We start from the raw sequence: 12785 nt of genomic DNA on the forward strand, positions 1-12785 counted from the left end.
CTGATCCCGCCACCTGTCCTGGACGCCGGTACGCCGACGCTGCATGCGGCTGACTATCAGCCGCCGCGCTGGCTGCGCAATCCGCACCTGCAGTCGATGCTCAGCTCCAGCCGCATGCGCCTGCAGCGCGGCCTGCTGCTGCTGGCGGCCACCGGTGCGGTCAGCGAAGAGCTGATCCTCGATGGTGGTGATGGCGTGCGCCTGCAGGGCTGGCACAGCCATGTCGAAGGCCGCGAGCCCAAGGGCATCGCGCTGCTGCTGCATGGCTGGGAAGGCAGTGCCGAATCCAGCTACATGCGCATGGCCGCCGCGCGCATGATCGAGCAGGGCTTCGACGTGGTGCGGCTGAACTTCCGCGACCACGGCAACACCCATCACCTGAACCCCGGCATCTTCCACTCCAATCTCATCGATGAAGTGGTGCACGCCGCGGGCGATATCGCCCAGCGCTGGCCGCAGCTGCCGCTGGTGGCCGCCGGTTATTCGCTGGGTGGCAACTTCGTGCTGCGCCTGGCCCTGCGCGCGCCGGCGGCCGGCGTGCCGCTGCTGCGCGTCGCCTCGGTGTGCCCGGTGCTGGACCCGGCGCTGACGATGGAGAGCATCGAGAACGGCCCGGCGATGTACGACTGGTACTTCCGCCGCAAGTGGGCCGGCTCGCTGCGCCGCAAGCGCGATCTGTTCCCCGAGCTGAGCGACTGCGACGACCGCGTGCTGAAGCTGGACATCCGCGCGCTGACCGCCTGGCTGGTCGAGCGCCACACCAGCTTCGGTTCGCTGCAGGCCTATTTCGACGGCTACTCGATCGCCGGCGACCGCCTGTCGACCCTGCAGGTACCGGCCGACATCCTGATGGCGCAGGATGACCCGGTGATTCCGTACGCGACCTTCAGCAACTGGCAGCTGCCGGGCCAGGCGCGCCTGGAAACCGCCTGCTGGGGCGGCCACTGCGGGTTCATCGAAAACTGGCGCGGCGACGGCTTCTCCGAGCGCTGGGTCGCCCAGCGCCTGCAGCGGGTCCTGCAGGCCTGAACCGGCGACAGCGCGCAGCCCGCTACAATGCGGCTTTGCACTTGAACCGGACTGCCATGCAAGACCAGATCATCCAAGCGTTGCGCCAGAACCAGGCCGACCAGGCCGTGCAGCTGGCCCAGGCGTGGACCCGTGACGAACCCGGCCAGGCCAACGCCCACCGCTGGCTGGCGCTTGCGCTGCAGCAGCAGGGCAACGCCGAGGAGGCGATGGAGGCCCTGCAGCAGGCGCTGCGGCTGGCCCCGGACGACGCCCAGCTGCACCTGCAACATGCCGGCCTGCTGCTGGCACTGCGCCAGTTCGAGGGTGCCGACGAAGCACTGGTGCGCACCACCGGCCTCGATCCGAACTCGTTCTCCGCCTATCTGATGCAGGCGCACTTGGCAATCGGCCGCAATGACTTCGACGAAGCGCAGCGCATCTCCACCCTGGCCGCGCGCGTGGAGCCGGATCATCCGGAACTGCTGACCATCGACGGCATGGTTGCACTGCGCCGCGGTGACGCCGACCGTGCACTGGCGCTGCTGTCGGCTGCCAGCAAGGCACTGCCGGACGATACCCGCGTGCTGTACGCACTGGGCTTTGCCTACCTGGGCAAGGACATGCTGGCGTTTGCAGAGCAGTCGTTCCGCCGCGTGCTGGAACTCAATCCGTCGCTGTCCTCGCTGCATGGGCTGGTGGTGCAGCTGGCACTGCGCCAGGGCAACGTACCTGCCGCCGCCGAAGCCATGCAGGTGGCCCTGCAGCAGCCGGAGATGGACGTACCGTCGATGCGCCGCCTGGCGGGTGAACTGTCGCTGCGCAATGGCCAGCCGCTGCAGGCCCTGGACTACCTGCTGCCGCTGCTGGAGACGCAGCCGGAAGACCGCCAGGTGCTGCAGCTGCTGCTGATGTCATGGCAGCGCCTGGGGCGCGAGGATGAAGCGCGTGCACGCCTGGATGCGGTACTGGATACCGATGACCAGCTGCACGATGTGTGGCTGGCACGGCTGGCCATCGAGCAGGTGGGCAGCGAAAGCGCCGTGACCGCGGTCGAGCGCTGGATGGCGGCGATGCCCGCGCATCTGCCGGCCCTGGAGGCGCGCCTGCGCCTGCATGACATGGCCGGCGAACATGCTCAGGCCGAAGCGATCGCCGAACGCATCGTCAGCCTGGAACCGGGCCGCGTAAGCGGCGAGACGCGGCTGGTCGAAGGCCTGCTGCAGCGCGATCCCGCCGCCGCCGTGGCCCGCGTGCAGGCGCTGATCGAGCTGGCGCCGGAAGAGCATCGCGCCGACCTGCGGACGTGGATGGGCGAGATCCAGGACCGCGCCGGGCAGCCGCAGGACGCCCTGCGCACCTGGCTGTCGCTGCAGGCTGACCAGGCGCCGCAGCGCTTGCCACTGCCGCCACAGGCCAAGTCCCCGCCGAGCTGGCCGGACAAGGGCAGCATCGACGGCGATGCCAGCTCCGCGCCGATCTTCCTCTGGGGCCCGCCGGGTTCGGGCGTTGAGCGGGTGGCGACCGGCCTGGCTGCTGCCAGCCCGGTGCTGCGCAGCGACCGCTACACCAACACGCCGCCCGATGATGCGTTCCAGAACTACAACACATTGCAGGACTTGGCCTCAGGCGTGCTGACGCCGGAGCGGCTGGTGCAGCGCTGGCGTGAACAGCTGCCGGCACGTGGCCTGCAGAGCGACACCGTGATCGACTGGCTGCTGTGGTGGGACAACGCCCTGCTGTGGGCGCTGCGCCCGCAGCTGCCGCAGGGCCGCCTGGTGCTGGTGCTGCGCGACCCGCGCGACATGCTGCTGGACTGGGTGGCCTACGGTGCCGCCGCGCCGCTGGCGATGACGTCGCTGGCCGAAGCCAGTGAATGGCTGACCCGCGCGCTGACCCAGATCGCCACGCTGCATGAGGACGACCTGTACCCGCACGTGCTGCTGCGCATCGACCAGATCGGCAACGATCCGCAGGCGATGGCCGAACTGCTGGGCCGCCTGTTCGAGCGGCCGATGCCGCCGGCGGCACAGCTGGGAGCCCCGCGCCTGCCGGCCGGCCACTGGCGCAACTACCGCGACGTGATGAGCGCCGCCTTCGCCCAGCTCACCCCGGTTGCGGTGCGCCTGGGTTACCCGGAAGAGTGAGGAGAGTCCGATGCAGTTGACCAGCCACAGCCTGACCAACGGCGCACCGATCGATCGTGAGTTCGCCGCGGGCGACGCCAACGGTTTCGCCCCGGACCGCAACCCGCACCTGGCCTGGAGCGGGGCGCCGGCCGGCACCCGTTCGTTCCTGCTGGTATGCGTGGACCCGGACGTACCGACCGTGCCGGAGACGGTTGGCCGCAGCGACATGAGCGTGCCGCGCGACCAGCCGCGCTGCGATTTCGTGCACTGGGTGATGGCCGATATCCCGGCCACGGTGCAGGAGATCGCCGCTGGCAGCTGCAGCGACGGCTTCGTGGTGAAGGGCAAGCCCGCACCCGCCGGCCCGGCCGGCAGCCGCCAGGGCCTGAACGACTTCACCGGCTGGTTCGCGGGCAACCCGGACATGGCCGGTGATTACCTGGGCTATGACGGCCCGTATCCGCCGTTCAACGACGAGCGCATGCACCGCTATTTCTTCCGGGTATTCGCGCTGGACGTGGCGTCGCTGGACCTGCCGCAGCGCTTCACCGCCGCCGACGCGTACCGCGCCATGCACGGCCACGTGCTGGCCGAAGCCGCACTGCACGGCACCTACACGTTGAACCCGGCGCTGGGCTGAGCAGCACACAGGGTAGAGCCGGCCGCGGGCCGGCTGCTGCAGGCAACGGCGGCAACACAGGGAAGATGCCGGCCAGCGGCCGGCCCTACCTTCCATCCGCTTGCAGCGCCGCCGGTTCGAACACTGCGGTGTCGCCTCTCGCGTTGCGCAGCACCAGCGCGCCGCGGTCGTCAAGCGCAAGCGTCGGTGCCGAGCCTTCGCCGTGCATCAGCTTTCCGGCGAGCTTCTGCTGCGTGGGCAGTCTCTGATCGACGCATAGCGCTGTGGTCTGCACGCTGTTGCGCAGGATCAGCAGGTTGCCCTGCAGCCGGTACTCGTTGCTGACGTGGTTGCACAGGTTCAACTCGCTCATGAAACCGGACTGGAAGCGCAGTGTGTAGGGCGCGCGACCGCGGACGAACAACGCGTCGATGCGCTTTCCTTGCGCGTTGGTGGCACGCACCAGTTGCCACAGGTGCGCTTCAAGCTGATCGGTGCTGGGCGTGCTGGGCGTGCTGGCAGCGGCCACATTCGCGGACATGGCCAGCAGCGCAGCAATGATGAGGACGGGGACGTGCTTCATGCCGATCTCCCGATGCATCCGCGTAGTGCCGGCCGCTGGCCGGCAGCATCCGTGTGTTGGCAGTGCCGCGCAGGGCAGCCGGCCAGCGGCCGGCCCTACCGACCATGAAGAAGGGCGGCCTCTCGGCCGCCCTTCCATCGTTTTATTTCTTCTCGATGGCCGACTCGACCACCATGTCCAGCACGTACGCCTGCGGCGGCGCATCGGCCGGCGGGTTCTTCACCTCGTAGCGCTTCACGCGCACCACGTTGCGCACGCCGTCTTCGTGGGTGTAACCCTCGATGTTGCCGTAGAAGTTCTCGAACTTGCCCGGCTCGCCCTGCTTCAGGCCCTTGTCGTCGAACTTCACTTCGCGCACCTGCAGGCACTGGTAGTCCGGGATCAGCGGGTGCGAGCACTTCTCGGTCTTCGCAGCCACTTCCAGGAACACGGTTTCGCCGGCGCCGCCGTAGCGGGTTTCAGCGGTCGGTTCCGGGTTGAACACCAGCACGTCGCCCTTGGCGGTGGTCAGGGTCAGCTTGCCATCGGCATCCTGCTCGGCCTTCAGCTCGCCCTGCAGGCGGCTCGACACAGCCTCGTCCAGCGCCATCAGCGCCTTGTCGTTGCAGGCCATCATGGTCGAGGCCATCGCACTGACCGTCAGCTTGCCGTCGGCCAGGGTGTAGCCGCCACCCATGTGGTTGCAGGCGTTGCTGACCGACAGGCGGCCATCAGCGAAGTCCAGGGTGACCGGCTTGTCCTCGCGGGCGAACAGCGCGTCGATGCGCTTGCCGTCGGCGCCGGTGGCCTGCTGCAGCAGCCAGTGCTGGCTCTGCAGGCGCTGCGCATCCAGGTGCGCCAGCGTCTGCTGGTCTGCTGCCTTGGCCGCGGCCGGGGCCACGTCGCCGCCGCCGGTGCCGGCCGGTGCCGGGGTCTGGCTGCAGGCGGCCATCAGGGCCAGCGGGAGGAGCAGGGTGAGCTTGCGGTTCATGGTGATTCTCCTTGGGGAACCGTGGGGGAAACGGGGTAGGGCCGGCAACGGGGTTGCCATGCCCCGGTGCTGTTCAGCTGCCGGAAGGCAGCCACAGCAGCAGTGCCGCGCCCAGCGCGATGCGGTAGATGGCGAAGGCGGTGAACCTGTGCGACTTGATGTAGCCCATCAGCCACTTCACTACGACGAAGCCGGTGACGGCCGCGGCAAGGAAGGCCACGCCCACGTCGGTCCAGTTCTCGCTGCCCAGCTGCCCAGCCTTGGCCATTTCCAGGAAGGTGTAGGCGCTGGCGGCGAACATGGTGGGAATGCCGACCAGGAACACGAACTCGGCGGCGGCCGCGCGGCGGCTCAGGCCCAGCAGCATGGCCAGGAAGATGGCCGAGGCCGAGCGCGAGGTGCCGGGGAACACGCCGGCCACGACCTGCGCCAGGCCGACGCCGATCGCCACCGTCCAGGTCACCTGGTCGCGGTCGGGCAGGCGCGCGGTGTAGGCCTCCACCAGCAGCATCCAGACGCCACCGATGATCAGCGCCCAGGCCACCGGGCTGACCGTTTCCGGCAGCGACCAGCCGGCCTTGCGTACCACCAGGCCGACCACCGCGGTGACCAGGAACGCCGCGCCCAGCTTGAACACGTACTCGCGGTTCCCGCGCTGGTTGAAGCCGGTGGCCAGCTGCAGCAGGCGCTGGCGGAACACCAGTACCACGGCCACGATGGCGCCGGCCTGGATGACGATGTTGAAGAAGTCCGAACGGGCACCCAGCCAGTGCTGGGCGATGAGCAGGTGGCCGGTGCTGGAGATCGGCAGGAACTCGGTCAAGCCTTCGAGGATGCCCAGCAGCAGGGCGGAGAGCAGGTCGGACATGGACGGTGCGTGCACGCGCGGCGGAAGGAAGAAGGGCGAGAGGATAGACGATCCGCGCTGCACCAAACGGGTGCGTCTGGTGGTTGGTGCACTCGTTTGGTGCGCCGCGTTCTGCACCCGCACGGGGCGGCCTTCATGAAATCAATGACTTGCGGCATCTGAAAAGTTGGCACGGTCGTTGCTCTACCTCAGCAGGCATTCATCCCCATCCGAGGTCGTACCGATGTCCGTGGAAAACGTTGAGAAGCTGATCAAGGACAACCAGATCGAATTCGTCGATCTGCGCTTTGTCGACATGCGTGGTGTCGAGCAGCACGTGACCTTCCCGGTCAGCATCGTCGAACCGTCGCTGTTCGAAGAAGGCAAGATGTTCGATGGCAGCTCGATCGCCGGCTGGAAGGGCATCAACGAGTCGGACATGGTGCTGCTGCCGGATACCGCCAGCGCCTACGTCGACCCGTTCTACGCCGATCCGACCATCGTGATCAGCTGCGACATCCTCGACCCGGCCACCATGCAGCCGTATGGCCGTTGCCCGCGCGGCATCGCCAAGCGCGCCGAGGCCTACCTGAAGTCCTCCGGCATCGCCGAAACCGCGTTCTTCGGCCCGGAGCCGGAATTCTTCATCTTCGACTCGGTCCGTTTCGCCAATGAAATGGGCAACACTTTCTTCAAGGTCGATTCCGAAGAAGCCGCCTGGAACAGCGGCGCCAAGTACGACGGCGCCAACAGCGGTTACCGTCCGGGCGTGAAGGGTGGCTATTTCCCGGTTCCGCCGACCGACACCCTGCACGACCTGCGCGCCGAGATGTGCAAGACCCTGGAACAGGTCGGCATCGAAGTGGAAGTGCAGCACCACGAAGTGGCCACCGCCGGCCAGTGCGAGATCGGCACCAAGTTCAGCACCCTGGTGCAGAAGGCCGACGAACTGCTGCGCATGAAGTACGTGATCAAGAACGTCGCGCACCGCAACGGCAAGACCGTCACCTTCATGCCCAAGCCGATCGTCGGCGACAACGGCAGCGGCATGCACGTGCACCAGTCGCTGTCCAAGGGCGGCACCAACCTGTTTTCCGGTGACGGCTACGGCGGCCTGAGCCAGCTGGCGCTGTGGTACATCGGCGGCATCTTCAAGCACGCCAAGGCCATCAATGCCTTCGCCAACTCGGGCACCAACAGCTACAAGCGCCTGGTGCCGGGCTTCGAAGCGCCGGTGATGCTGGCCTACTCGGCCCGCAACCGTTCGGCCTCGTGCCGCATTCCGTGGGTGTCCAACCCGAAGGCGCGCCGCATTGAAATGCGCTTCCCGGATCCGATCCAGTCGGGCTACCTGACCTTCACCGCGCTGATGATGGCCGGCCTGGACGGCATCAAGAACCAGATCGACCCGGGAGCACCGAGCGACAAGGACCTGTATGACCTGCCGCCGGAAGAAGAGAAGCTGATCCCGCAGGTCTGCTCCTCGCTGGACCAGGCGCTGGAAGCGCTGGACAAGGACCGCGAGTTCCTGAAGGCCGGTGGCGTGATGAGCGATGACTTCATCGACGGCTACATCGCGCTGAAGATGCAGGAGGTGACCAAGTTCCGCGCGGCCACCCACCCGCTGGAATACCAGCTGTACTACGCCAGCTGACCGGATGCGATGGCGGTGGGCTTCCCCCTCCCACCCGCCGCCATCGCTTCCGTTTTCGCGGCTGGGGAGCCGCAAGGCGGGCGCAGGCCCGCCGTTGTAGAGCGGACTGTCAGTCCGCTGCATTGGAACGCGGGCCATTGGCCCGCTTATCCAGGGGCAAGAGAAAGACCGGATACGCGACCAGGGCCGCCCTCCCTCCCGCGTCGGTCGTGCAAGGAGAGAGGCACGGCCGTCCCGGCCCTGTACGTGTCCGGTGCAACAGCCACGGTCATCATCCTGATGACCCGTGGTTGCCTGATGCCAACGCGCGCTGGCGTGCTGGCCCCATCCACCCTCGGGACATGCGCATGAAACTGATCTCCGCCATCATCCGGCCGTTCAAGCTCGACGAGGTCCGCGAGGCCTTGTCCGACGCAGGCGTGTCGGGCATTACCGTGACCGAAGTGAAAGGCTTCGGCCGCCAGAAGGGCCACACCGAGCTGTATCGCGGCGCCGAGTACGTCGTCGATTTCCTGCCCAAGATCAAGATCGAAACCGTAGTCACCGACGAGCGTGCCGATGCGGTGATCGAAGCGATCCAATCGTCGGCAGGCACCGGCAAGATCGGTGACGGCAAGATCTTCGTCACCGCCGTCGAACAGGTCATCCGCATCCGCACCGGCGAAATCGGTGCCGACGCGCTGTAACCCCCTTCCGGAGACTCCCCCATGAAGATGCGCCTTCTCACCGGGTGGCAAGCCCGGTTCCATATCGTGTGCCTGTTGATGCTGCTGAGTGCGCTGGCTGCGGGTGCCTGGCCGGGCAATGCCCAAGCCCAGGCGCAGGTGTCGCCACTGCCGAGCGAAAGCGTGGCCGTTGAACCGCTGCAGGACCCTGCAGCGGCAGCCGCGGCGCCGGCCGTGGCCGAAGCGGCCGCCGCCTATGATCATGGCGACGTGGCCTGGATGCTCACGTCCACCCTGCTGGTGCTGCTGATGGTCGTGCCGGGCCTGGCCCTGTTCTACGGCGGCCTGGTGCGTTCGAAGAACGTGCTGTCGGTACTCAGCCAGATTCTGGTGGTGTTCTCGCTGGTGCTGCTGCTGTGGGTGGCCTATGGCTACAGCGCGGTGTTCAGCGCCGGCAATCCGTTCTTCGGCTCGTTCACCGAATTCGCCTTCCTCAAGGGCTTCACCCCGGAGTCGGTGGGCAACACGCCGATCAAGGGCCTGCCGGACTACCTGTTCGTCGCCTTCCAGTCGACCTTCGCCGGCATCACCACCGCACTGATCGTCGGCGCGTTCGCCGAGCGCATCAAGTTCCGCGCGGTGCTGCTGTTCTCGGCGCTGTGGTTCACCCTCAGCTACATCCCGATGGCACATATCGTCTGGGGTGGCGGTTACCTGGGCGAGCTGGGCGCGATCGATTTCGCCGGCGGCACCGTGGTCCACATCAATGCGGGCGTTGCCGGCCTGGTGGCTGCCTGGTTTGTCGGCAAGCGCCTGGGCTACGGCCAGACCGCGCTGAAGCCGCACAACGTGCCGTTCACCTACATCGGCGCGATGCTGCTGTGGGTGGGCTGGTTCGGCTTCAATGCCGGTTCCGCTGCCGCCGCCGATACCGTGGCCTCGCTGGCCTTCCTCAACACCGTGCTGGCTACGGCAGCTGCGGTGCTCGGCTGGACGCTGGTGGAAGCAATCAGCAAGGGCAAGCCGTCGGCACTGGGCGCGGCCTCGGGCGCGGTGGCCGGCCTGGTCGGCATCACCCCGGCATGTGGCACCGTCGGCCCACTCGGCGCGATCATCATCGGCTTCGTCGCCGGCGTGGTCTGCGTCTGGGGCGTGACCGGCCTCAAGCGCCTGCTGAAGGTGGACGACACTGCCGACGTGTTCGGTGTGCATGGTGTCGGCGGCATCGTCGGCGCGATTCTCACCGGTGTGTTCAGTGCACAGTCGCTGGGTGGTACCAAGGCCGGTCTGGATATCGCCCACCAGGTGTGGGTGCAGGTGGTCAGCGTCGGCCTCACCGTGGTGTGGTCGGCGGTGGTGACCGCGGTCATCCTGCTGGTGGTCAAGGTCGTGGTCGGCCTGCGCGTGACCGAAGAGGCCGAACGCACCGGCCTGGATGTGACTTCGCACGGCGAATCCGCCTACGAGGCCTGAAGTAGCGGCAGAGCTATTGCATTGATGTTGTGGGTGCCGACCGTTGGTCGGCACTTCCACTGTCCTCGTTCTGGTAGGTGCCAAGCTTGCTTGGCACGGGGTCTGGGTCTGCTCTGGTGGGTGCCGACCGTTGGTCGGCACAGCCGGAGTGGCGCATCCACGCCTGGCGTGGACCTACAGAATCTTCCTTGTGACATGCATCATCGCGCCTGATCGCGCACAATCAGGCCATGCACCCGATCCGCACTGTCCTGATGCTCTCGGCCTGCCTGCTGCTGGCTGCCTGTGCCTCCGCGCCGCAGGAAACCCGCAACCCGCTCGCCACCTGGGTGCCATCACCCAACCAGAACGCGCGCACGCCGGTCATCATCGTCATCCACCACACCGAGCAGAAGTCGGTGCAGCAGAGCCTGCATACGCTGCGTACCGCCAACAGCGGTGGGCCGGTCAGTGCGCACTACCTGATCGGCGCCGATGGCCGACGTTACCAGCTGGTCGCCGATGAGCGCCGTGCATGGCACGCCGGTGCCGGGCGCTGGGGCACCATCACCGATCTCAACTCGGCCTCGATCGGCATCGAGCTCGACAACGATGGCCGCAGCCCGTTCAGCCAGGCGCAGATCGAATCATTGATCTTGCTGCTGCGCGATCTCACCACCCGCCTGAACATCCCGCCGCGTCAGGTCATCGCCCATGCCGACCTGGCGCCGACGCGCAAGCAGGATCCGAGCCGCTTCTTCCCTTGGCAGCAGCTGGCCGAGGCCGGCTTCGGGGTGTGGCCGCGCGCCGCCGACGGCGCGGCACCGGAAGGCTTCGACGCGTGGAATGCGCTGGCCCGCTTCGGCTATCCACTGGACAACCGCGAAGCCACCGTCGCCGCCTTCCACCGCCGCTTCCGTGGCCGCGACGACCTGCCGATGACGCTGGACGCAGAGGACGCCCGCATCCTGCATTCGCTTCTGCTGCAGACGCCGTGATCGCCGGCAGGGCGTGACCTGCGTTGGGAATTGCAGCGGTGCGGCCTGCATTTGCAAGGTGTCTGATTCAGTACGCGTCGGCAAACGTCTAAGGTCGCTGCGCTTGATTGCCGGAGCGACACGCCATGCCTTATTCCAGAACACAGGTGCTGCTGCACTGGTTTTCTGCCGCCATTATCCTGTGGGCTACGTTCAGTGGCTTCTACGTGGCATTCGCCGATGCCCCGGCCGGCCTCAAGCAGGGCATCGGCTTCATCAATGTCTCGCTCACCACGGTGCTGATTCCGTTCTTCGTGCTGCGCCTGTGCCTGGCGATCGCCGGCGGCCGTCGCCACAATCCTGGCGAGGCGGTGGCACGAATCGCGCACTGGGCCCTCTACGCGGTAACCACCGTCGTGTTGGTAACCGGTGTGCTGATGATGGAACGGGACATCGACGTGTTCCATCTTGTCGTGATCCCCGCGCCGCTCTCCGAACCCGTGGCCACCGCTGCATTCAACGCCACCCACAAATACGCCTGCATGGTGCTGGCGGGCCTGGTTGCACTGCACGTGGCGGCCGTCGCCCGGCATCACCTGGCGGGCAATCCGGTGCTGGGCCGGATGCGTTGGTGATGAACGCGGACTCCTGGCATGGCTTGCTCGCCAGCGGCCGGCCCGCCACCATGGCGGCATGATCGATTCCGCCACCTTCTTCAAGCGCAGGCACTGCATCCTGCTGGCAGCGGCCGTGCTCGCCGGTTGCGCCACCACCGCCCCCCGCACCGGATCTGAAGTGCCGACGCCGGTCACGCCGCCCGCGGCCACCTATGCCAAGGCTGCATGGAGCGCGCTGCCATCCGTCTCCGACAGCGATCTGCAGGCCGGTTTCGTTGCCTGGCGCAGCAGCTGCACCCGCCTGAAGAACGATGCGGTCTGGGCCAAACCCTGCGCCACCGCCGCAGCGGTGTCAGACAAGGACCCGGCCGCGATCCGCCAGTTCCTGCAGCGCGACCTTGATGCCTATGCGCTGCGTGCCGGTGGCCACCAGGCCGACGGACTGATTACCGGCTACTACGAGCCGATCTATGCCGGCAGCCTGACCCGTACCGCTACGGCGACCGTACCGGTCTACGGCACGCCGGATGATCTGGTGGTGGTGCAGCTGGACAGCCTCTACCCGGAACTGAAGGGCAAGCGCCTGCGCGGTCGCGTCGAAGGCAAGGTGCTCAAGCCCTATGACGACGCCGGCACCATCGCGGCCAAGGGCGCCAACGCCCCGGTGCTGGCCTGGCTGACCGACCCGATGGACCTGCAGCTGCTGCAGATCCAGGGGTCCGGCCGCGTGCGCCTGGCCGATGGCAAGCAGGTGCGTCTGGCCTATGCGGAACAGAATGGCCACCCCTACCGCGCCATCGGGCGCTGGCTGGTGGACCAGGGCCAGCTGAAGAAGGAAGACGTCACCATGGACGCGATCCGCGCCTGGGCACGGGCCAATCCCGCGCGCGTGCCGGAACTGCTGCGCAGCAACCCCAGCTACGTGTTCTTCGTGCGCAACCCGGACAGCCCGGAAGGCCCGCGTGGTTCGCTGAACGTGCCGCTCACCGCCGGCTACAGCGTGGCGGTGGACCGCAGCGTGGTGCCACTGGGCAGCCTGCTGTGGCTCTCCACCACGCGCCCGGACGGCAGCCCGGTGGTGCGACCGGTGGCCGCGCAGGACACCGGCGGCGCCATCGCCGGTGAGGTGCGCGCCGACCTGTACTGGGGCAGCGGGGATGCCGCCGGCAAGCTGGCCGGCGACATGAAGCAGAAGGGCAATATCTGGATGCTGTGGCCGAAGGGCGTGCCCCTGCCGAATTGAAGCAGCAGGGGTCGGATCCCT

The 12785-nt window shown here is 67.4% G+C and carries 12 protein-coding genes; 9 read left to right on the top strand and 3 right to left on the bottom strand.

Translation table 11 applies throughout. The annotated features are described in order from the left end of the window. Nucleotides 1-39 precede the first annotated feature (39 nt). The 3 genes from AC5P5R_RS16230 to AC5P5R_RS16240 are packed head-to-tail and all read left to right on the top strand — an operon-like array spanning nucleotide 40 to nucleotide 3777. Nucleotides 40-1029, top strand: coding sequence for a YheT family hydrolase (locus AC5P5R_RS16230; RefSeq protein ID WP_032965474.1), 990 nt, complete (start codon nucleotides 40-42; stop codon nucleotides 1027-1029). Between the two features lie 56 nt (nucleotides 1030-1085). Continuing rightward, nucleotides 1086-3155: a tetratricopeptide repeat protein gene (locus AC5P5R_RS16235; protein WP_012478722.1), complete on the top strand. Its 2070-nt coding sequence runs from the start codon at nucleotides 1086-1088 to the stop codon at nucleotides 3153-3155. Nucleotides 3156-3165: 10 nt separating this feature from the next. Further along, a complete protein-coding gene (locus AC5P5R_RS16240; protein ID WP_005407546.1) occupies nucleotides 3166-3777 on the top strand; it encodes a YbhB/YbcL family Raf kinase inhibitor-like protein in 612 nt (203 codons plus the stop codon). An 85-nt stretch (nucleotides 3778-3862) separates the two neighbouring features. Here AC5P5R_RS16240 and AC5P5R_RS16245 read toward each other — a convergent pair whose 3' ends face one another. From AC5P5R_RS16245 to AC5P5R_RS16255, 3 genes are all read right to left on the bottom strand, one after another. Beyond that, a complete protein-coding gene (locus tag AC5P5R_RS16245; protein WP_043034985.1) occupies nucleotides 3863-4339 on the bottom strand; it encodes an META domain-containing protein in 477 nt (158 codons plus the stop codon). A gap of 142 nt (nucleotides 4340-4481) precedes the next feature. After that, complete coding sequence (locus AC5P5R_RS16250) at nucleotides 4482-5309, bottom strand: META domain-containing protein (RefSeq protein WP_495226406.1); 828 nt, start codon at nucleotides 5307-5309, stop codon at nucleotides 4482-4484. 73 nt (nucleotides 5310-5382) lie between these two features. Further along, the gene (locus AC5P5R_RS16255; RefSeq protein WP_024956253.1) at nucleotides 5383-6177 is read right to left on the bottom strand and encodes an undecaprenyl-diphosphate phosphatase; all 795 of its coding nucleotides are present in this window, start codon (nucleotides 6175-6177) and stop codon (nucleotides 5383-5385) included. A 223-nt stretch (nucleotides 6178-6400) separates the two neighbouring features. Between AC5P5R_RS16255 and glnA the strand changes: the two genes are divergently transcribed. The 6 genes from glnA to mltA all read left to right on the top strand — a co-directional run bounded on the left by glnA (nucleotide 6401) and on the right by mltA (nucleotide 12764). After that, nucleotides 6401-7810 (top strand): type I glutamate--ammonia ligase, encoded by a 1410-nt coding sequence (gene glnA / locus AC5P5R_RS16260; RefSeq protein ID WP_005407550.1) that lies wholly within the window; start codon nucleotides 6401-6403, stop codon nucleotides 7808-7810. A 347-nt stretch (nucleotides 7811-8157) separates the two neighbouring features. Beyond that, nucleotides 8158-8496 carry a P-II family nitrogen regulator gene (locus AC5P5R_RS16265; RefSeq protein WP_004134334.1) on the top strand — a complete coding sequence of 113 codons (339 nt, stop codon included), beginning with the start codon at nucleotides 8158-8160 and terminating at the stop codon, nucleotides 8494-8496. A 21-nt stretch (nucleotides 8497-8517) separates the two neighbouring features. Continuing rightward, the gene (gene amt / locus AC5P5R_RS16270; RefSeq protein ID WP_100438983.1) at nucleotides 8518-9948 is read left to right on the top strand and encodes an ammonium transporter; all 1431 of its coding nucleotides are present in this window, start codon (nucleotides 8518-8520) and stop codon (nucleotides 9946-9948) included. Between the two features lie 230 nt (nucleotides 9949-10178). Continuing rightward, nucleotides 10179-10925, top strand: coding sequence for an N-acetylmuramoyl-L-alanine amidase (locus AC5P5R_RS16275; RefSeq protein ID WP_005407552.1), 747 nt, complete (start codon nucleotides 10179-10181; stop codon nucleotides 10923-10925). 125 nt (nucleotides 10926-11050) lie between these two features. Next, nucleotides 11051-11539 (top strand): cytochrome b, encoded by a 489-nt coding sequence (locus tag AC5P5R_RS16280; protein WP_049459772.1) that lies wholly within the window; start codon nucleotides 11051-11053, stop codon nucleotides 11537-11539. Between the two features lie 58 nt (nucleotides 11540-11597). Beyond that, nucleotides 11598-12764 (top strand): murein transglycosylase A, encoded by a 1167-nt coding sequence (gene mltA / locus AC5P5R_RS16285; protein ID WP_099523422.1) that lies wholly within the window; start codon nucleotides 11598-11600, stop codon nucleotides 12762-12764. Nucleotides 12765-12785 lie beyond the last annotated feature (21 nt).

The organism is Stenotrophomonas sp. YJH_SMC_19, assembly GCF_059367915.1.